The following is a 20,635-nucleotide window of genomic DNA, read 5'->3' as shown; positions in this document are numbered from 1 at the left end:
GCACAGTCAATCCGTAGACCGCCCCCGCAGCGCCCTCCCCAAGGCAACCGCCTGACCCGCTACCGGGCTGCTAGACGATGAAGTCCGCCGCCGCCTCTGGCCGGGCGGTCCAGTCGATGGGGTCTTGCTGCAGCACCATGTCGATGTCGAGCCCCAGGGCCAGCCCCACTTCGCCAGGGAAGGACACTGCCAACTCCTTCTCGTTCAGCTCAGCCTCGCGGGCGCGGGCGCGCCAGGCGGCTAGATGGATCACGCCTGCCAGGGGTTCGTACACCTTGTTGTCAAACGGTGCATGCTGGTGCTGCAGGGCATCAATCACCACCTCGGGCAGTTGCCAGCGGCGCGCGCAGCCCGCCGTGACCTGGCCATAGCTGTAGCCAAAGATGCGCTGCTCGATCTTGTCGCGGCGCAGGTCAAACGGCGCCACCAGGGTGTTGACCGACTGGGCCTTCTCAGGGTCGGCCAGGTGGATCACCAGCTCGCCTAGGGCATGCAACAAACCGGCGGTATACGCCGCGATCTGGTTGTGGTGGACGATGCCTGCCAGCGAGCGCGCGAGCTTGGCGGTGTTGAGGCTGTAGCGCCAGAACTGCTGCATGTTGACCCCGGGCACCGAGCGTGACGTAGTGCCCAGCGGAGCCGAGGTGACCAGCGTGCGCAGCTGTGCAGTGCCCAGCAGCGCCAGCGCCTCTGGGATGCCCGCAATCTGCCCGGGCAGCTGGAAGGTGGGGGAATTGGCCAGCTCCAGCAGGCGCGCGGCCAGGGCCGGGTCGGTGCCAAACAGCTGATTCAGGCGCCGCAGGCTGGGCTCAGCGTGGGCCAGCTCGCTCATCAGCAGCGCCACGGCGCGCGGAAGGCTGGGCAGTGCCACAGGTTGGGCCAGCAGTGCGTTCAACTCCATGGGGTACGGCGCCGGTGGTTGGTTCAGGTGCTGGCGATTATGGGCCCCTGCACGGCCAAAAAACCACCGGCGGCACAGCGGGCTGCGTCAGCGGCCTTTGGCCTGTTGCAACTTCGCAAATGCCGACGCCATGGCCGACTGCTGCACAGGCTCGGGCCCACGGCGCTGGGGCTGTGCATAGCCACGGGCTGCGCCCTCAAAGCGGTTGTCACGGGGAGCGCCCCGGTCACCGCCCTGGCGTGGTGGTGCGGCATCCAGCTTCATCGACAGGCCGATGCGCTTGCGCTCCACGTCCACTTCCATGACCTTGACCTTGACGATGTCGCCGGTCTTGACCACCTCGCGGGCGTCGTTCACAAACTTGTGCGCCAGCTGGCTCACATGCACCAGACCGTCCTGGTGCACGCCCAGGTCCACAAAGGCGCCGAACTGGGCCACGTTGCTCACCGTGCCCTCCAGGATCATGCCTTCCTTGAGGTCCTTGATGTCTTCCACGCCGTCATTGAAGCGCGCCACCTTGAAATCCGGGCGCGGATCGCGGCCGGGCTTTTCCAGCTCGGCCAGGATGTCCTTGACGGTGATCACGCCAAACTTTTCGTTGGCGAACAACTCGGGCTTGAGCGTCTTGAGCATGTCGGCGCGGCCCATCAACTCGGCCACCGGCTTGCCGGTCTTTTCCATGATCTGCTCGACCACCGGGTAGGTCTCGGGGTGCACGCCCGTCATGTCCAGCGGGTTGTCACCGCCGCGAATGCGCAAGAAGCCCGCGCTCTGCTCAAAGGTCTTGGCGCCCAGGCCCGCCACTTCCATCAGCTGCTTGCGGCTCTTGAACGCGCCGTTGGCCTCGCGCCAGCGCACCACGGCCTTGGCCACGCTGCCCGACAGGCCCGACACACGCGACAGCAGCGGCACGCTAGCCGTGTTCAGGTCCACACCCACAGAGTTCACGCAGTCTTCCACCACCGTGCCCAGGGTGCGTGCCAGCTCGCTCTGGTTCACGTCGTGCTGGTACTGGCCCACGCCGATGCTCTTGGGGTCGATCTTGACCAGCTCGGCCAGTGGGTCCTGCAGGCGGCGAGCGATGGAGGCGGCGCCGCGCAGGCTCACGTCCACATCAGGCATCTCTTGCGATGCGTATTCGCTGGCGGAATACACCGAGGCACCCGCCTCGCTCACCACCACCTTCTCGATGGCGCGGTCGGCCTTGGCGGCCATCTTGATCAGATCGGCGGCCAGTTTGTCGGTCTCGCGGCTGGCCGTGCCGTTGCCAATCGCAATCAGGTTCACGCCATGTTTTTCCACGAGCTTGGCCAGCGTGAACAACGAGCCATCCCAGTCGCGCTTGGGCTCGTGCGGGTACACCGTGGCGGTCTCCACCAGCTTGCCGGTGGCGTCCACCACGGCCACCTTCACGCCGGTGCGGATGCCGGGGTCGAGCCCCATCACTACGCGCGGGCCGGCCGGTGCGGCCAACAGCAGGTCGCGCAGGTTGTCGGCAAACACCTTGATCGCCACCTTCTCGGCCTCGTCGCGCAGGCGGGCAAACAGGTCGCGCTCGGTAGAGAGGCTCAGCTTCACGCGCCAGGTCCAGGCCACGCACTTGCGGATCAGATCGTCCGCCTTGCGGCCCTGGTGGCTCCAGCCCAGGTGCAGGGCAATCTTGCCTTCGGCCATGCTGGGCTTGCCGGGTTCGGGCTCCACCGGCAGTACCAACTTGGCTTCCAGAATCTCCAGCCCACGCCCCCGGAACACCGCCAGCGCACGGTGCGAGGGCACGCGGCCAATCGGCTCGTCGTAGTCGAAGTAGTCACGGAACTTGGAGACCTCGGGGTCGTTCTCGTTCTTGCTGTCCACCTTCTTGCTACGCAGCAGGCCCTCGGCCCACAACCACTCGCGCAGGTTTTGCACCAGCGCCGGGTCTTCGGCCCAGCGCTCGGAGAGGATGTCGCGCACGCCGTCGAGCACGGCAGGCACGGTGGAGAAATCGGCGCCGGGCTTGCCGTCGTCCAGCACTTCGGGTGGCTTGGTGAATGCAGCGGCCTCCACGGTAGGGTCCAGCGTGGGGTCGGCAAACAGCTTGTCGGCCAGCGGCTCGATGCCGAACTCGCGGGCGATCTGGCCCTTGGTGCGGCGCTTTTGCTTGAAGGGCAGGTAGATGTCTTCCAGCTCCTGCTTGGTCGGCGCGGCCGCAATGGCGGCACGCAGCGCGTCGGTCAGCTTGCCCTGCTCGTCAATCGCCTTGAGCACAGCCACACGGCGGTCTTCCAGCTCGCGCAGGTAAGACAGGCGCGCCTCCAGCTCACGCAGCTGGATGTCGTCCAGCCCGCCCGTCACTTCCTTGCGATAGCGCGCGATGAAGGGCACCGTGGCGCCGCCATCCAGCAGCTCCACCGCTGCGCGCACCTGTTGTTCACTGACTTTGATTTCTGCGGCCAACTGCCGAACGATCTGCTGCATGGGTGGGGCGGACTCTCTGAAACTCGGTCAAACAAAAAAAGCGAAGCGCGCGAGTTTGCCACAGGCAGTTTGGCAGCCCGGAGACGGGGCGGCGGATTGTTCTCAATACTGGAACAGTTATTTTGCGACTGGATGGTTTTTCCGTGAACACCATCGGCGTACAGTTCAACCCATCGATGAGCCGAACCCGCAAGGCGACTCACCGAACCCGGTTCAGGAATGGTTTTTGACCCGGCTTTTTTGAGACGCTTTTTTAGCTTTTAAGGATTTTCATCATGAACAAGACCGCTCGTTTCCTCTCCGTCGCTGCTGTTGTTGCTTTCGCCGCCTTTGGCGCCCATGCTGACGAAGCCGATGGCTCGCAATTTGCCCTGAAGTTCGACACGAACCGCACCCGCGCTGAAGTGGCTGCCGAGGCCGTCACCGAAGCCCGCACCCACAGCATGGAACCCGCAGGTTCGCGTGTGGTGACCTACAAGTCCACCGCCGACCGTGCTGCCGTACGTGCCCAGGCTGCTGAAGCTGTGCGCACCGGCCAGATCCCTTCGGGTGAATTCAGCGCCATGTAATTTGGCAGACCAACTGCTTGAGTTGGATTGAAGCAGTTGCGGGACTTCCCATGGTGGTGGCACTTCGCGCGGTGCGGGTGCTGCTGCCATGGGAAGTGTTAACTGAACCGCAGGGGCGGGCAGGCAAAAAGGGCTCCCACTGGGAGCCCTTTTTGTTGGTGGACTGCATGGGCTTACGGGCAGCCGCACGCTCGGCACGGCCAGCCCTTCATAGAATGAAGGACTGTTCACACGCCGTTCCATGTCTCTTCCCCCCTTCCCCATCCGCACTGAATGCCCTCCCGGCACCTGTGTGTGCGACCGGGATGCGCTACTCCAGACGCCAGGCAGCGATGTGCGCATCCTGATGCTCACGCGCAGCGAAGAAAAGAAGATGCTGGAGCGGCTGGAGAACCTGGGGAGCCTGGCCGACCTGCGCAGGATGCAGGAGCGCATGGAGCAACAACTGGGCATTCGCCTGTCCATCACCCAAAGCCCGAACGAGGTGCGCACCCTGCGAGGCATTGCGATCCTGGTGCACGAACAGCCGGGTCTGTGCCGCAAGACGCGGCAGGCCATTCCGGCAGCCATCAAGAAGAGCATGGACGCCCAGCCCCAGATCGCGTTTGACCTGCTGGACGAGAGCGGGCTGTTTGGCGGCGCGTAGCGCCTTGGACCCCTCGCTCTGCCCTTAGCCGCCCCACCCCAGCGCATGCAAGACGATCTTTTTGGCGACACGCTACCCAAACCACAACCGGCAGAAGCTGCAGCCTCGGCACCCGCTTCGCCCATCGTGCCGGGCACCGATGCCCCCACACGGCGCTCCCGGTCTGGCACCGTGGCGCCCATCGCTCCGGACGGTGCGCTGACCGACCTCGCCGCCGCCCTGCCGCCCCGGTTGCGCCTGGGCACATCGTCATGGACCTACCCCGGCTGGCAAGGCCTGGTGTGGGAAGGCGAGCATTCCGACACACAGCTTTCCAAACAAGGGCTGGCCGTGTACGCCCAGCACCCGCTGCTGCGCACCGTGAGCATCGACCGCAGCTTCTACCGCCCGCTCACGGTGAGCCAGTACGAACGCTACGCATCGCAGGTGCCCGACGATTTCCGGTTTGTGGTGAAGGCGCCCAGCGTGGTGACAGACGCCCTGGTGCGCAGCGAAGACGGACGGGGCCGCCAGCCCAACCCGGCGTTCTTGAGCCCCGAGCTGGCGCGCAGTGAGTGTGTGGAGCCCGCGTTGCAGGGCCTGGGCCACAAGCTGGGCGCGCTGGTGTTCCAGCTCAGCCCGCTGCCCCTGGCGCAGCTGGACCGCATGCCCGCCTTGCTGGATCGTCTGCGTGCCATGCTGCTGGCCCTGCCCCCGTTGGCCCCCCTGGCGCCTGACGGCGTGATTGCCGTGGAGGTGCGCGACCCCGAGTGGCTGACGCCCGACTTTGCGGCGGTGCTGCGCGAAGCGGGCGCCACCTATTGCCTGGGGCTGCATGCCAAGATGCCGCCGCTGCAGGACCAGTTGCCCATGTTGCGCGCGCTGTGGCCCGGCCCGCTGGTGTGTCGCTGGAACCTGAACCCTGTGCATGGCCCCTACGGCTATGAAGAAGCTGAACGGCTTTACGAGCCGTACGACCGCCTGCACCACCCGGACCTGGAAACCCGGGCAGCGTTGGCCGCAGTGATCACGGGTATCACAGGCCGAGGGCAGAACGCCTTCGTGACCATCAGCAACCATGCAGAGGGCTGCGCGCCGCTCACGGTGCGAGGGGTAGCGGAAGAGATCGCAAAGCTGGCGGCCCGATAAAGACGCCGGCGCTCCGTCACGCCCCGTTCGGCTCTATGACTCCGGCGCCTGCTCGATGCGGTTGCGCCCACCTTGTTTGGCGCGGTACATCGCGCGGTCCGCGCGCCGCACCAGTTCCTCGGCCAGTTGCTCGCGCTCGGGCGCCATGGTGGCCACACCAAAGCTCACCGTCACGATGCCGTGGGGGGCGCCCTCGTGCGGCAGGGCCAGGGCCTGGATGGCCTGCTGGATGTGCTGGGCCACCTCCAGCGCAGCGGGGGCATCGGCACCTGGCAGCAACACCACAAACTCCTCGCCGCCAAACCGCGCCACCACGTCGCCGTCGCGGCGTCCCCCGGTCTGCGCCAGCGTCAGGGCCAGGGACTTCAGGCAGGCATCGCCCGCGAGATGGCCGTAGTGGTCGTTGAAGTGCTTGAACACGTCCACGTCCAGCATGATCAGCGACACCGGGGCATGGGCCCGCTGGGCGCGCGCCCATTCATGGGCCAGGGCCTGGTCAAAGTGGCGGCGGTTGGCAATGCCCGTCAGGCCGTCGGTGTTGCTGAGCAGTTGCAGCTGGTTGTTGGCCTGCGCCAGCGCCTGCGTGCGCTCGTCCACCAGGACCTGCAGTTCCTGGTTGCGCTGCTGCAGGCGGCTGGCGGGGTACACCTCGCCGTCGCGCGCGAGGCCGTAAGGGATGGAAATGCTGCTGTGCGCAATCTTCCAGTCGTCGCCCTCCTGCCGGAAGACAAGCACCAAACGGGCAGTCTCACTGGCAAACAGCGGATCGGGGTTGGGCAGGTGGATGTGAAAAAACGCCGTCACGGCCAGCACGTCGGCCCCGAGCTCCTGGGGGAAGATGTCGCGCATCTCGATGCCGATATGCCCGGGCACCTGCGCAAAGTCGAGCCGCGTGATGTCTACCCACTCGCTGCGGGACTTGATGAGCTTGTCGCTGCTGCCCGCAAAGCCGCTGAAGTTCTCGCTGAAGCGGTCCACCAACCGGGCATCGCGCGACGCATACATGGCGATGTACTCGTCAAACAGCATGCGGGCCAGTCGTTGGCGTTCGGGTGACATGGGCAACTTTCTCCTGAAGGCCGGGAGCGGAGGGATGGGTGGGTCAAGGCGCAGCCACGGCAGCCCTGGACGCAATGCCTTGCTGCACAGAGCGCGAGGCGCCTCGCTACTGCACAAAAAACAGGCGCTTCAACAAATGTAGCACTCCGTAACACACTTGTGCAGCCAGCCGCGCCGACCCTCGTCGCAACAGATCACTGCCGCATGGCGGGGCAAGTCCGTTGGGCTAGTCCGCGTTGCCAAACAGCGAACGCGTACCGCCCAGGCAGGCCCCTTCGATCTCTAGCATGCGCATCTTGGTCAGCGCGCCGCCCCCGGCAGAAAAGCCGCCGGGTTTATCACCCGCTGCCAGCACCCGGTGGCAGGGCACAACGGGCGCAAACGGGTTCAGGCCCAGCGCCTGCCCCACGGCGCGCGACAGCCCCTTGCCGCCCAGTTGTTCCGCCACCTCGCCGTAGGTGCGCGTCTGGCCCGGCGGAATGGCCCGTGTAATGGCGTACACCTGCTGGTGAAACGCCGACACGCCCGACATGTCCAGCGGCACCTCCCGCAGGTCCAACGCCTGCCCGGCCAGCAAACCCTGGATGCCTGCGATGGCATGGCGCACCACGGCTGGCGGAACGGCCGGCGGCAGCACCTGCGGATAGGTGCCCTGCCCCAGCCCGCGCAGCAGGCGCGCCTGGGTGGCCGGTGCATCGGCCTCGGGCAATTGCACGGCCGCAATGCCACCGGGCCCCCAGGCAATGCCGCAGGGGCAAAGCGCTGTGTCAAACAGGGCGTGGCCCCACGCGGCCGCGTGGGCATCAGCGTTCAGCGGTGCATCCGGGGACATATGCTATGCATTTAATAGCTACTGGCGCATATTGCACTAGCGCATGTAGCCATTTTTATTCAAACACCGGTCGCCAGGCGTCTGTGGGCGCGTTGCGCTGGTCAATCCGCACGCAGTGCCGCGCGCAGCTGCGCGCCCAACTCGGGCTTGGCGGCAAACGGGTCGGTGGGGTTGCGGCCCATCATCACGTCTTCCATGCGCGTCTGCACCGAGGCCAGGGCCTTGGGGTGGCTGTAGATGTAGAACTGGCCCTGCGCTGCCGCGTCGAACACCTTTTGCGCCACCTCGGCCGCCGTCACCTTGCCGCTGCCCACGGCCTTGTCGCTCATGGCCTGGCCGATGAGCTGGCTCTTGGTGGGCTTTTCGGCGGGCAGGTCGCCGGGGCGGTTGCGGTGGCTCTGGTTGATGCCGGTGGGCACAAAGAAGGGGCACAGCACGCTGGCGCCGATCTGGTCGGTGACCAGCGACAGGTCTTGGTACAGCGTCTCCGACAGGGCCACTACCGCGTGTTTGCTCACGTTGTAGATGCCCATGTTGGGCGCTGCCAGCAGACCCGCCATGCTGGCCGTGTTGATGATATGGCCGCGCCAGGCCGGGTCGGCCTTGGCGGCTGCCAGCATCATGGGTGTGAACAGGCGCACGCCGTGCACAACGCCCATCAGGTTCACGCCCAGCACCCACTCCCAGTCCTTGACCGAGTTCTCCCACACCAGGCCGCCCGCGCCCACGCCTGCGTTGTTGAACACCAGGTGCGGTGCGCCAAAGCGCTGCTGCACGTCGGCGGCGAGTTGCTCCATCTGGGCGGCATTCGACACGTCCACCTTGCGCGCCAGCACCTGGGCGCCTGCGGCCTGCATCTCGGCCGTGGCGGCGTCGAGCGCGTCCTGCTGCACATCGACCAGCACCAGGTTCATGCCCAGGCGGGCGCCAATGCGCGCGCATTCCAGGCCAAAGCCCGAGCCTGCACCGGTGAGGACGGCGGTTTTGCCGGCAAAGTTGTCGATCATGTTTTGTGTCTCCTAGGGGTTGTCGATGGATGATGGGGTGCAGTCGTTAAACACGGGAGGGCGCTGATGCCGACACACGGCTTCGGCCAACGCCGCCCGAACACGCAGAGCGCATCGGGGGCGGTGCGATCAAAAAGGCTGCCGTTGTTCAGTGCGCCACCGGCCGAAGCACGTAGCCAATGCGGGGGAAGTGAACGTGCACAGTGCCCGCACGCGGGTCGGTACGGCGCAGCGTGTAGCGGGTGCGGGTGGCGGCAATCAGCTCACCTTCCGTGGGCTCTGTGCCAAAGCTCTCGGCGGCAATCGTGACCTGGGTACCCAGCGGGATGCCGTGCTCGTCCTGGAACACGTCGTCGGTCAGCGGCAGCGGCTCCATGCCCGCGGCCACGGTGATGGCGTCGGCGGCACTGAACTTCTCCATGCGGCCGTGGCCCAGCGCAGCGATGCGGTCCATCCACTCCAGCACGGCGGGTGTGGCGGCAAAGATGTCGGCCATCACGGGCACACACTGGCGCGTGAACCACAGCGGGTGGTAGGCCGCAAAGTCGGCCAGGCAAGGCTCGGCGCCGAACAGGAAGTCGTGTTCCTCTGCCATGTGCGCAATACGCCGCAGGTACGAGCGGTAGGCGGCCGTGGCATCGGCCGGGCGCAGGCGCTGCATGCCCGCGCTCATCTCGCGGCGGTCTTCGCCAAACACTTGCGCGGCCGCCGGCGGAAGGTTGGCAAACAACACGGCGGCGCCCTTGGGCTGCAGGTTGTAGGCCATGGCAGCCCAGAACAGCGTGGTGTCGGCCCACTGCGCAAACACGCGCGACACGCCCTTCAGATGCGGCGGATACAGCACGGGTTCGGGATGCTCATGCTCCAGCACATCGCAGATCAGGGCCGAGTCGCAATAAATGTCGGCGCCGATCTGCAAGAACGGCGTCTTGCGATACCCGCCGGTCAGCGCCACCACATCGGGCTTGGGCATGACGCTGGGGATGATGACGGACTTCCAGGCCAGCTGCTTGAAGCCGAGCACCGCACGGATCTTTTCGGAAAACGGGGACGAGGGGTAGTGGTGCAGGATGAGGTGGGACATGGGTTTCTCCGCAAAATTCTGTGGGATGGCTCAGGCCGGAAGTGCGCGGTCCAAGATGGCGTCAAGGTTGACACCCGCGCCCAGCGTACCAAAGCTGTAGCCCCAGTCACCGGAGAGGCGCGAGTCGCAAAACGCTCGGAACACTGCGCCGGGCGCACTGCGCAACAACAGGGCCGCCTGCACTGCCAACGCTACATCCTGGGCGAGTCGCCGGGCCTCGGCCTCGGTGGTCATGGCGTCTACACGCAGGGGCAGTGCGCCGGCCAGACGGTCCAGCGCCGGGTGGGCGCCGCGCGCGGGTGCCAGTTCGGCGTCCAGCGCGGCAGCGGTGTCGGCGCGGCGCACGGCGCGCATCAAATCCAGCGCCATGATGTTGCCCGCGCCTTCCCAGATGGAGTTGAGCGGCATCTCGCGGTAGATGCGAGCCATCACGCCCTCGCCGCCCTCCTCCACATAGCCGTTGCCGCCCAGGCATTCCATGGCCTCCTGCGCAAACACGCTGCCGCGCTTGCACACCCAGAACTTGGCGACGGGCGTGAGCAGGCGGGCCATCACGGCTTCGTGCTCGCTGGTGGCCTTCTTGTCGAAGGCGCTGGCCAAGCGGATTGACAGCGCGGTGGCGGCTTCGCTCTCCAGCGCCAAATCGGCCAGCACGTTGCGCATCAGCGGCTGCTCGATGAGCTTTTTGCCAAAGGCCGATCGCTGGCGCGTGTGGTGCAGCGCAATGCTGAGCGCCTGCCGCATGAGCCCGCTGGTGCCCAGCGCGCAGTCCAGCCGCGTCATGGTGCCCATCTCCAGGATCTGCGCCACACCCCGGCCCTCCTCGCCCACGCGCCAGGCCATCGCGCCGATGAACTCGACCTCGGAGCTGGCATTGGCGTGGTTGCCCAGCTTGTCTTTCAGGCGCTGGATGCGAATGGTGTTGACCGCACCTTCGCCACCATCGGGCAACACACGCGGCAGGAAGAAGCAGGTGAGCCCGCCGGGCGCCTGCGCCAGGATCAGGAACGCATCGCACATGGGCGCCGAGAAAAACCATTTGTGGCCGGTGATGCGATAGCGCGCGCCCCAGGCATCGTCGCCGTCGTGGACAGCCTGTGTGGTGTTGGCACGCACGTCCGATCCGCCCTGCTTCTCGGTCATGCCCATGCCCATGGTGAGCGCGGATTTCTGCGAGAACAGCGCCAGGCGCGGGTCGTACTGTGTGGCGGCAAGGCCCTTGCTCCAGTCGGCCCAGACGGCGGCGTTGCCCCGCAAGGCAGGCGTGACGGCGTAGCTCATCGACACCGGGCAGAGGATGGACGGCTCCGCCTCGGTAAACAGCATGAAGCCCGCCGCGCGCTCCACGTGGGCGTGTCCTGTGTCCTGGCGCGACCAGGGCGTGGCGTGCAGGCCGTGGCGCAGCGCGGCGCCCATCAGCGCGTGGTAGCTGGGGTGGAACTCCACCACATCGGTGCGGTGGCCAAAGCGGTCGTGCGTGCGCAGCTGGGGCTTGTGGGTGTTGGCCAGACGCGCGTGGGTCAACATCTCGGCCGAGCCCATCTCGGCACCCAGCGCCGTGAGGTCAGCCACACCCAGGCCAGGTGCATGCAGGCGCAGCGCGTCCTGCAAAGGCTGGTTGGTAGTGAACAGGTTCACGTCCGCCCACGGCGTGCTCTGGTTGAAGACGTCATGGGTACGCGCCAGGGTGGCGGTGGGCAGGGTCATGTCGGCTCCTTCACGGGTGGGCGGGGTGAATGGTCGAGGGGGCTGCGGCGGCGTCAGCCCGCCTTTCTCAGCATTTCGACGTGCGGAATATCGTCTTCCAGGTATTCGTCGGACACGGGCTCGAAGCCCAGGCTGCCGTAAAAGCCCCGCAAGTGCGCCTGCGCGCTGATACGGATGTCACGCCCCGGCCACGCCTGGCTGCAGCGGGCAATGCCCTCCTGCATCAGCGCCCGGCCCGTGCCGTTGCCACGCGCCTCCTTGGCGGTGACCACGCGGCCGATGGAAGGCTCGGGGTAGTTCACACCCGGGTCCACCACACGCAGGCAGGCTTGCAGCACACCCGTCTCGTCGTAGCCCAGCAGGTGGTGGGATTGCTTGTCGGCACCGTCCGGGTCCTGGTACGGGCCCTGCTCCAGGATGAAGACCTTGCAGCGCAAGGCCAGGGCGTCATGCAGCGCATGCACGCCCAGGTCATCAAAGCGGGCCCAGGTCCACTTCAGCATCATCAGATCAGCTTGACCAGTTGCTTGCCAAAGTTCTTGCCCTTGAGCAGGCCGAGGAAGGCCTCGGGTGCAGCCGCAATGCCTTGGGCAATGGTTTCGCGCGGGCGCAGCTTGCCGGTGCCGACCAGCGTGCCCAGCTCCTTGAGTGCGTCGGGCCAGACTTCCATGTGTTCGCTCACGATGAAGCCTTCGACCTTCATGCGGTTGATGAGCATGAGCGCGGGGTTGGCCATGGGCAGCGGTGCGCCGTCGTAGCCAGCGATCATGCCGCACAGGGCGATGCGGCTGAAGGCGTTCATGCGCAGCATCACGGCGTCCATGATCCAGCCGCCCACGTTCTCGAAGTAGCCGTCGATGCCGTTGGGGCAGGCTTCCTTCAGCGCCTTGGATAGGGCCTTCACGTCGCTGTGTTCCTTGTAGTCGATGCAGGCGTCAAAGCCCAGTTCTTCCACTGCGTACTTGCACTTGTCCGCGCCGCCTGCAATGCCCACCGCGCGACAACCACGGGCCTTGGCCAATGCGGCAAAGGCGCTGCCCACGGCGCCGGTGGCGGCGCTCACCACCACGGTGTCGCCTTCCTTGGGCGCAATGATCTTGACCACGCCGTACCAGGCCGTCACGCCGGGCATGCCCACGGCGCCCAGGTAGTGCGACAGCGGCACATGGGTGGTGTCCACCTTGCGCAGCGCGCCGGGTTGGTCGGCGTTGACCACGCTGTATTCCTGCCAGCCGCCCATGCCCACCACCTTGTCACCCACAGCGTACTTGGGGTGCTTGCTCTCGGCCACCTCACCCACGGTGCCACCGATCATGACTTCGCCCAGGGCCTGCGACGCGGCGTAGCTCTTGCTCTCGTTCATGCGGCCACGCATGTAGGGGTCCAGGCTCAGGTAGTGGTGGCGCACCAGCACCTGGCCGTCCTGCAGCGCGGGCGTGTCGGTGGCAACCAGCTTGAAGTTGCTGGCCACCGCTTCGCCCTGGGGGCGGTTGTCTAGAACGATTTGTTGGTTGCGTGGCATGGAAAGCTCCTTCAGAAAATTCAATACTATGTTTTTGATAGCTGACAGCGCATGTATTCATTGCGCTTGCAGGCAAAAAAGCTCTAAACCCTGCCGGTGACCTCGCCCACCGACTCAGTCGGTGGAGATGACCTTGAGGTCATTCACATTGCGCCCGTCCACCGGCAGGCGCTTGACGTACTTGAACGTGCCGGTGGCATGGCAGCACACCTTGCCTTGGGCGTCATACACCGTGCCCTCAGTGAACGCCATGGTGGCCGTGCGGTGAATCAGCCGCCCCTTGGCCACCAGCGGCCCGCGTGCGGGCTGCATGAAGCTGGTCTTCATTTCGATGGTGACCACACCCATGTCCGGCGTCACGCTGCGCGCGGCCGTGGCCATGGTCACGTCCAGCAGCGTCATCGACGCGCCGCCGTGGGTCACGGCAAACGAGTTCAGGTGCTCGGGCCTGGCTTCGTAACGCAGCTCGGACTCGCCGTCCTCCATGCGGTGCAGCGTGAAGCCGAGGTGGTTGACAAAGGGGATTTCGACACCGAAACTTTTCAAGGGATTTCCTCAGTACACGAACTCGAAAACTGGCGCGGCACAGGCGAGGGACGCAGAGCAAGGGCCGCCCCGCAGCGATTGCGTCGTCCCCCTTCCCGAATCGCACAGCGATTCGAGAGAAGGGGGAAGCGGTGCAGCCGCTCAGGGGGATGCTCACCCTCCAGTAACGATACTCACCCCGCCATCCACCGCCAGCCACTGGCCGGTGATGTGCTTGCCCGCATCCGACGCATACAGCGCGCACAGGCCCTTCAAGTCTTCATCATCGCCCAGGCGGCCCAGCGGGGCGTGTGCGGCCAGCGCCTCTTCGCCCATGGCCTTGAGGGTGCCCACCGTCATCTTGCTCGGGAAGAAGCCCGGGCAGATCGCGTTGACGCGGATGTTGTACCCACCCCATTCGGCCGCCAGCGCCCGCGTGAAGTTGATCACCGCGCCCTTGGAGGTGTTGTAAGCAATGGTGTTCATGCCCTTGGGGTTGCCGCCCAGGCCCGCGATGGACGCCACGTTGATGATGCTGCCGCTGCGGCGGCCGATCATGCTGTGCTTGGCGACGTGCTGGCTCAGGATGAAGTAGCCGCGCACGTTGAGGTTCATCACCTTGTCCCACGCTTCCACGGGGTGGTCTTCGGCCGGGGCGCCCCAGGCAGCACCGGCGTTGTTGACCAGGATGTCGACGTGGCCCAGGCGCTGCAGGGTCTCGTCAGCCAGGCGGCGGATGTCTTCTTCCTTGGCGCAGTCGGCGGCGATCCAGCTGGCTTCGATGCCGGCGGCCTTCAGGTCGGCAGCGGCTTCTTCCAGGTCGGAGGCCTTGCGCGAGCTGAGCACGATCTTGGCGCCCGCCTCGCCCAGCGCATGCGCCAGTTGCAGGCCCAGGCCGCGCGAGCCGCCGGTCACCAGGGCGGTCTTGCCCGTCAGGTCAAACAGTTGTTGGATGGTGCGTGTCATGTGAATGTCTCCTTGGATTTTTGCCAGTCGATGGATGTTCTCAGACCACAGCCCGGCGCTGGGATGCGCCAGCCAGGGGGTGGAATACAGGCAGCCATTGTGCGGCGCCAGAAGGCTGCATTGTGTCGCCGCCGCGTCCGCCCCGCAGTGGGCCAACCGGGCGGCTGCAGCGGTGCCGCAGCGTCAGCCCTGGGGGTCGGCCTTGAGCCGCGCGCGCAAGGCGATCAGCACCACGCCCACGGCCGCCACCACGCCCCCGCCCACCATCAGTACCCAGCCAGTGGATGCGTCGGTGCGCGCAGTGGCAATGCCCAGCACCAGCGTGAGCAGGCCGCCGTAGATCAGCACCCAGATGAGCTTTTGCAAGCGTTGCAACGTGCTCAGAGCCGCCATCAGAACGCCTCTTCCGGAAAGCTGGCGCAGGTCGCGTCGCGCGTGCTGACCACTTGCAGCCAGGCGCCGATCTTGGGCAGCTCGTAATGGAAGAAAAAGCGCATGGCGCCCATGCGGCCCACGCTGGCGGGCAGCGCCAGGGCTGCATCGGCCGCCAGGGTGGCCAGCGCCACGTCCAGCCACACCCAGGCCAGCACCGTGTGGCCAAAGGCCTGCATATAGGGCACGGCGTTGGACAGCGCATCAGCGGGTTGGCCCGTGGCCCAGGCGGCCTTGGTGGCAGCGCCCACGTCCTGCAGCGCCTTGCCCAGCGCGTTGGCGTGGGCGGCCAGCGCGGGCACCTGGATGGCGCGCTCGATGGTGGCGTTGATGCGCCCGGCCAGCAGTTGCAGGCCCCGGCCGCCTTCCATCAGCACCTTGCGGCCCAGCAGGTCCATGGCCTGGATGCCGTGGGTGCCTTCGTGGATCATGTTCAGGCGGTTGTCGCGCCAGTACTGCTCCACCGGAAAGTCGCGCGTGTAGCCGTAGCCGCCGTGGATCTGGATGGCCAGGCTGTTGGCCTCCAGGCACCATTCGCTGGGCCAGCTCTTGGCGATGGGGGTCAGCACCTCCAGCAGCAGGCGGGCTTCGTCGGCCGCAGCGGCATCGCCCGTGTGTTGCTCGTCCACCAGCCGCGCGCAGAACAGGTTGAGCGCCAAGGCGCCCTCGCCATACGACTTTTGCGCCAGCAGCATGCGCTTGACGTCTGCGTGCTCCACGATGCGCACCTGGGGCTGGGCTGCGTCCTTGACCACGGCAGCCGCGCCGTCCTTGGGGCCCTGCACGGGCCGGCCCTGGGGTCGGTTCTTGGCGTAGTCCAGGCTGGCGTAGTAGCCGGCCAGGCCCAGCATGGTAGCGGCCATGCCGATGCCGATGCGCGCCTCGTTCATCATGTGGAACATGCAGTGCAGGCCCTTGCCGGGCTGGCCGACCAGGTAGCCCACGGCGCCTGCCTGGCCATCCACGGGGTACTTGCCCTCGCCAAAGTTCAGCAGCGTATTGGTGGTGCCGCGCCAGCCCAGCTTGTGGTTCAGGCCCGCCAGCGCCACGTCGTTGCGCACGCCAGTCAGCTGGCCGTTGGTGTCCACGAGCTTCTTGGGCACGATGAACAGCGAAATGCCCTTGGTGCCAGGCACCAGCTTGCCGTCCGGCCCCGGGATCTTGGCCAGCACCAGGTGCACGATGTTTTCGGTCAGCTCATGGTCGCCCGAGCTGATCCACATCTTGTTGCCCTTGAGGCGGTAGCGCGGGCCCAGCGGGTCGCTTTCAAAACCCTCGCCATCCGGCACCGCGCGCGTGGCGACATCCGACAAGGACGAGCCCGCCTGCGGCTCTGACAGGCACATGGTGCCCGACCAGCGGCCGTTGAATTCATTGAGCGCAAACACCTGCTTTTGCAGGTCGGTGCCATGCTCCATGAGCAGGTTGGCGTTGCCCGAGGTCAGCAGGTTGGAGCCAATGCTGATCGAAGCGGCCGCAAAAAAGCTGTTGGCCGCAGCCTCCACCGTGTAGGGCAGTTGCATGCCGCCAACGTCATAGTCCTGCGCGGCGCTCAGGAGGCCCGATTCTGCATAGGCGCGCCGTGCCTCGTAGGTGGCCTGCGGCAGCACCACGCGCAGCGTGCCGTCGGGCTCGGTCTCGGTGCGGGGTTCTTCGGTATCCACCACGCGGTTGAAGGGCGCGTACTTCTCGCGCGCGATGCGCTCGGAGGTGTCGAGCACGGCATCGAAGGTTTCGCGGGAGTGGTCCGCAAAGCGCTCGCGGGCTTGCAGCTTCTCGGCGTCCAGCCACTGGTAGAGCAGGAAATCGACGGTGGGACGTAGGCTCATGGCATTTCAGGGTTAAAACGGCCGCAGGCGCAGATAAATCATGCGCCAGCAGCTATCAAATAAGGAGTAAACGGCACAGGAGTGAGGAGAAACATGCTCCCATCCCTTGCCACCATCAGGCGCCCGCAGGGGCCGGCGCTGCGCCATCGCGCGGTGGCAGTGCGGCAATGGTGCCTTGCGCCACGGCGCACAGCTTTTCGGTGCCCGCCTGCACCACAAACACATCGCAGCGGCACACGGCCTGCGCGCGGCCATGGTGCACCGCCTGCGCACGGGCGATGAGCAGTTCGCCCACCGCAGGCCGCAGGTAGTTGATCTTCAACTCGGACGTCACCACGGGCACCCGCATGGCGGTGCCCCCGGCATAAGTCAGGGCGTTGTCGGCCACATAGCTCAGCACGCCCCCGTGCACAAAACCATGCTGTTGCAGCAGCTGGGGCGTGACGGGCAGGTGCAGCTCGCACTGCCCGGGCGACAAGGCATGCAGCCGCGCCCCCACCAGGATGCTGAACGGCTGCGATGCCAGTACCTCACGCCCCATGGCCAGGAAGACCTCGGGCGACACCACGACATCGGGGATGTCGGTGCGCGGTGGCGAGGAGGCCTGCCCGGACATGGTTTAGAGCACCTCGAAAATGCCGGCGGCGCCCATGCCGCCGCCAATGCACATCGTCACGCACACCTTCTTGGCGCCACGGCGCTTGCCTTCGATGAGGGCGTGGCCCGTGAGGCGCTGGCCCGACACACCGTAGGGGTGCCCCAGGGCAATGGCGCCGCCGTTCACGTTCAGGCGGTCGGCAGGGATGCCCAGCTTGTCGCGGCAGTACAGCACCTGCACAGCAAAGGCTTCGTTCAGCTCCCACAGGTCGATGTCCTGCACCGTAAGGCCCAGCTTCTTGAGCACCTTGGGCACGGCAAACACGGGGCCGATGCCCATTTCGTCAGGCTCGCAACCCGCCACCGCAAAGCCGAGGAAACGGCCCAGGGGCTTGAGGCCCTTCTTGCTGGCGTACTCTTCGCTGGTGACTACGCAGGCACCAGCACCGTCAGAGAACTGGCTGGCATTGCCGGCCGAGATCAGACCACCGGGCAGCGCCGAGCGCAGGCCGCTGATGGTTTCTACCGTCGTGCCTTCCCGCGTGCCTTCGTCCTTGCTCACCGTGACTTGCTTGGTGATCAGGCCCAGCGTCTTGTCGGCCACACCGGCCGTCACGGTGATGGGGGCGATTTCGGCGTCGAACAGGCCGGCGGCCTGGGCAGCGCAAGCCTTTTGCTGGCTGGCAGCGCCGTATTCGTCCATGGCTTCGCGGCCGATGTTGTAGCGCTTGGCCACTTGCTCGGCGGTCTGCAGCATGCTCCAGTAGATCTCTGGCTTTTGCTTGGCCAGGGCCAGGTCCTGGATCATGTGCAGGTTCATCTCTTGCTGCACGCAGGAGATGCTTTCGACGCCCCCGGCCACAAACACATCGGCCTCGCCCGCGATGATGCGCTGGGCAGCCATGGCGATGGTCTGCAGGCCCGACGAGCAGAAACGGTTGACGGTCACGCCCGATGCCGTGATGGGCAGGCCGGCCTTCAGCGCGATCTGGCGTGCGATGTTGCTGCCCGTGGCGCCTTCGGGCGTGGCGCAACCCATGATGACGTCGTCCACGTCAGCGCCGTCGATGCCAGCGCGCAACACGGCGTGCTGCACGGCATGGCCGCCCAGGGTGGCGCCGTGCGTCATGTTGAACGAACCCTTCCAGCTCTTGGCGAGTGGCGTGCGGGCGGTGGAAACAATCACTGCGGAGGTCATGTGAATTCCTTTGAATCTGTAGATGGGTGCACGCGGGCGGCTTACTGGAAGGCCTTGCCTTCGGCGGCCAGCTTGGCCAGCAGCGGAGCGGGCTTCCAGAACGCTGCGTCGTCCAGCGGGTTCTTGGCAAAACGGTCCATGGCCTGCACCACGTTGAACAGACCCACTTCGCTGGCGTAGTGCATGGGGCCGCCACGGTGGATAGGGAAGCCGTAGCCGGTCAGGTACACCATGTCGATGTCGCCGGACTTGCTGGCAATACCGTCTTCCAGGATGTGCGCACCTTCGTTGACCAAAGCGAACACCAGGCGTTGCACGATTTCTTCGTCAGAAATCTTGCGGGGCGTGATGCCGAGTTCCTTGCGGTGGTCTTCGATCATCTTGTTGACCAGGTCGCTAGGGATCGCATCGCGCTTGCCAGCCTGGTAGTCGTACCAGCCTGCGCCGGTCTTCTGGCCAAAGCGGCCCAGCTCACACAGCTTGTCGGCGGTGCGGCTGTACTTCATGTCGGCGCGCTCGACGGCGCGGCGCTTGCGGATGGCCCAGCCGATGTCGTTGCCGGCCAGGTCGCCCATGCGGAACGGGCCCATGGCAAAGCCGAACTTTTCGATGGCCTTGTCCACCTGCTGGGGCGTGCAGCCTTCGTCCAGCAGGAAGCCGGCCTGGCGGCTGTACTGCTCGATCATGCGGTTGCCGATGAAGCCATCGCACACGCCCGAGACCACGGAGGTCTTCTTGATCTTCTTGCCAATGGACATCACGGTGGCCAGCACGTCCTTGGCGGTCTCCTTGCCACGCACCACTTCCAGCAGCTTCATCACGTTGGCGGGGCTGAAGAAGTGCATGCCCACCACGTCCTGCGGACGCTTGGTGAAGGCGGCGATCTTGTCCACGTCGAGTGTGGAAGTGTTGGAGGCCAGGATGGCGCCAGGCTTGGCCACAGCGTCGAGCTGCTTGAACACAGCTTCCTTCACGCCCATCTCTTCGAACACGGCCTCGATGATCAGGTCGCAGTCCTTGAGGTCGTCGTAGCTCAGCGTGGTGCTCAGCAGGGCCATGCGCTGCTCGTACTTGTCTTGCTTCAGCTTGCCCTTCTTGACCTGGGCTTCGTAGTTCTTCTTGATCGTGGCCACGCCACGGTCCAGGGCTTCCTGCTTCATTTCCAGAATCTTGACGGGGATACCCGCGTTCAGGAAGTTCATGGAAATGCCGCCGCCCATGGTGCCGGCGCCAATCACGCCCACCAGCTTGATGTCACGCTTGGGGGTGTCGGATGCGACATCGGGAATCTTGCTGGCTGCACGCTCTGCCATGAACAGGTGGCGCAGTGCGCGCGACTCAGGCGTCCACATCAGGTTGATGAAGATCTCACGCTCGACCAGCATGCCTTCGGCAAACTTCTTCTTGGTGGCAGCTTCGACTGCGTCCACACACTTGGCGGGCGCGGGGAAGTTCTTGGCCATGCCCTTGACCATGTTGCGCGCGAACTGGAAGTACGCATCGCCTTCGGGGTGCTTGCAAGGCAGGTTGCGCACCAGGGGCAGAGGACGGGCATCGGCCACGCTCTGCGCAAACGCCAGGGCTTCTGCCGCCAGCGACTCGGCCGACGCGGCCATCTTGTCGAACAGCTTCTGGCCGGGCACACCCGCAATCATTTCGCTCTTGACGGGCTCACCGCTCACGATGAGGTTGAGCGCGGCTTCGACACCGATCACGCGGGGCAGGCGCTGCGTGCCACCTGCGCCGGGGATCAGGCCCAGCTTGACTTCGGGGAGCGCGATGGAGCAGCCAGGCGCGGCAATGCGGTAGTGGCAGCCCAGGGCCAGCTCCAGCCCGCCGCCCATGGCGACACTGTGCATAGCGGCCACGACGGGCTTGGCCGAATTTTCGATGGCGGCAATCACCGACAGCAGGTTGGGTTCTTGCAGCGACTTGTCGGTGCCGAACTCCTTGATGTCGGCACCGCCAGAGAACGCACCACCGGCACCAGTGATCACGATGGACGTGACCGCTGCATCGGCATTGGCACGGCCAAGGCCGTCCACGATGCCCTGGCGGGTCGCCAGACCGAGTCCGTTGACGGGAGGGTTGGCCATGGTGATCACGGCAACGGAGCCGTGGACTTTGTATTCAGCGGTCATGGTGCTGTTGTTCCTTGGAAAGTGAAAAAGAACGA

At 65.8% G+C, this 20,635-nt stretch carries 19 protein-coding genes; 3 read left to right on the top strand and 16 right to left on the bottom strand.

Annotation, left to right across the window (positions count from 1 at the left end):
* Positions 1–70: 70 nt before the first annotated feature.
* The gene (locus tag ACODSM_RS07605) at positions 71–901 is read right to left on the bottom strand and encodes an HDOD domain-containing protein (RefSeq protein ID WP_015013848.1); all 831 of its coding nucleotides are present in this window, start codon (positions 899–901) and stop codon (positions 71–73) included.
* An 87-nt stretch (positions 902–988) separates the two neighbouring features.
* Positions 989–3,358: a Tex family protein gene (locus tag ACODSM_RS07600; protein ID WP_209819492.1), complete on the bottom strand. Its 2,370-nt coding sequence runs from the start codon at positions 3,356–3,358 to the stop codon at positions 989–991.
* Positions 3,359–3,633: 275 nt separating this feature from the next.
* Here ACODSM_RS07600 and ACODSM_RS07595 point away from each other — a divergent pair, with 275 nt between their 5' ends.
* From ACODSM_RS07595 to ACODSM_RS07585, 3 genes are all read left to right on the top strand, one after another.
* Positions 3,634–3,927 (top strand): DUF4148 domain-containing protein, encoded by a 294-nt coding sequence (locus ACODSM_RS07595; RefSeq protein ID WP_488804843.1) that lies wholly within the window; start codon positions 3,634–3,636, stop codon positions 3,925–3,927.
* Positions 3,928–4,168: 241 nt separating this feature from the next.
* Positions 4,169–4,573 (top strand): hypothetical protein, encoded by a 405-nt coding sequence (locus ACODSM_RS07590; RefSeq protein ID WP_291442670.1) that lies wholly within the window; start codon positions 4,169–4,171, stop codon positions 4,571–4,573.
* 45 nt (positions 4,574–4,618) lie between these two features.
* A complete protein-coding gene (locus ACODSM_RS07585; protein ID WP_488804842.1) occupies positions 4,619–5,701 on the top strand; it encodes a DUF72 domain-containing protein in 1,083 nt (360 codons plus the stop codon).
* Between the two features lie 33 nt (positions 5,702–5,734).
* On the opposite strand, the gene ACODSM_RS07580 is transcribed toward ACODSM_RS07585, so the two are convergent.
* The 14 genes from ACODSM_RS07580 to ACODSM_RS07515 form a co-directional block, all read right to left on the bottom strand.
* Positions 5,735–6,760 carry a GGDEF domain-containing protein gene (locus ACODSM_RS07580; protein WP_488804841.1) on the bottom strand — a complete coding sequence of 342 codons (1,026 nt, stop codon included), beginning with the start codon at positions 6,758–6,760 and terminating at the stop codon, positions 5,735–5,737.
* A gap of 226 nt (positions 6,761–6,986) precedes the next feature.
* Positions 6,987–7,592, bottom strand: coding sequence for a methylated-DNA--[protein]-cysteine S-methyltransferase (locus ACODSM_RS07575; RefSeq protein WP_488804840.1), 606 nt, complete (start codon positions 7,590–7,592; stop codon positions 6,987–6,989).
* Positions 7,593–7,693: 101 nt separating this feature from the next.
* Complete coding sequence (locus ACODSM_RS07570; protein ID WP_060985518.1) at positions 7,694–8,599, bottom strand: SDR family oxidoreductase; 906 nt, start codon at positions 8,597–8,599, stop codon at positions 7,694–7,696.
* Positions 8,600–8,747: 148 nt separating this feature from the next.
* Positions 8,748–9,683 carry a glutathione S-transferase family protein gene (locus ACODSM_RS07565; protein WP_488804839.1) on the bottom strand — a complete coding sequence of 312 codons (936 nt, stop codon included), beginning with the start codon at positions 9,681–9,683 and terminating at the stop codon, positions 8,748–8,750.
* 30 nt (positions 9,684–9,713) lie between these two features.
* A complete protein-coding gene (locus ACODSM_RS07560; protein WP_488804838.1) occupies positions 9,714–11,390 on the bottom strand; it encodes an isovaleryl-CoA dehydrogenase in 1,677 nt (558 codons plus the stop codon).
* Positions 11,391–11,443: 53 nt separating this feature from the next.
* Positions 11,444–11,896, bottom strand: a complete 453-nt coding sequence (locus tag ACODSM_RS07555) for a GNAT family N-acetyltransferase (RefSeq protein ID WP_488804837.1) — start codon at positions 11,894–11,896, stop codon at positions 11,444–11,446.
* A complete protein-coding gene (locus tag ACODSM_RS07550) occupies positions 11,896–12,912 on the bottom strand; it encodes an NADP-dependent oxidoreductase (protein ID WP_488804836.1) in 1,017 nt (338 codons plus the stop codon). The genes ACODSM_RS07555 and ACODSM_RS07550 overlap by 1 nt, the downstream gene beginning before the upstream one ends.
* A gap of 114 nt (positions 12,913–13,026) precedes the next feature.
* Positions 13,027–13,458, bottom strand: coding sequence for a PaaI family thioesterase (locus tag ACODSM_RS07545; RefSeq protein ID WP_488804835.1), 432 nt, complete (start codon positions 13,456–13,458; stop codon positions 13,027–13,029).
* A 153-nt stretch (positions 13,459–13,611) separates the two neighbouring features.
* Complete coding sequence (locus tag ACODSM_RS07540) at positions 13,612–14,403, bottom strand: SDR family oxidoreductase (RefSeq protein WP_488804834.1); 792 nt, start codon at positions 14,401–14,403, stop codon at positions 13,612–13,614.
* Between the two features lie 183 nt (positions 14,404–14,586).
* Positions 14,587–14,796 (bottom strand): hypothetical protein, encoded by a 210-nt coding sequence (locus ACODSM_RS07535; RefSeq protein WP_488804833.1) that lies wholly within the window; start codon positions 14,794–14,796, stop codon positions 14,587–14,589.
* Complete coding sequence (locus ACODSM_RS07530) at positions 14,796–16,664, bottom strand: acyl-CoA dehydrogenase (protein WP_488804832.1); 1,869 nt, start codon at positions 16,662–16,664, stop codon at positions 14,796–14,798. The genes ACODSM_RS07535 and ACODSM_RS07530 overlap by 1 nt, the downstream gene beginning before the upstream one ends.
* Before the next feature lie 115 nt (positions 16,665–16,779).
* A complete protein-coding gene (locus ACODSM_RS07525; RefSeq protein ID WP_488804831.1) occupies positions 16,780–17,280 on the bottom strand; it encodes a PaaI family thioesterase in 501 nt (166 codons plus the stop codon).
* 3 nt (positions 17,281–17,283) lie between these two features.
* The gene (locus ACODSM_RS07520) at positions 17,284–18,459 is read right to left on the bottom strand and encodes an acetyl-CoA C-acyltransferase (RefSeq protein WP_488804830.1); all 1,176 of its coding nucleotides are present in this window, start codon (positions 18,457–18,459) and stop codon (positions 17,284–17,286) included.
* A gap of 41 nt (positions 18,460–18,500) precedes the next feature.
* A complete protein-coding gene (locus ACODSM_RS07515; protein WP_488804829.1) occupies positions 18,501–20,600 on the bottom strand; it encodes a 3-hydroxyacyl-CoA dehydrogenase NAD-binding domain-containing protein in 2,100 nt (699 codons plus the stop codon).
* Between the last annotated feature and the right edge of the window lie 35 nt (positions 20,601–20,635).

This window comes from Acidovorax sp. FG42 (genome assembly GCF_057809195.1).
Note: the sequence above shows the minus strand (reverse complement) of the source record. Positions and strands in the feature narration are given on the sequence as shown.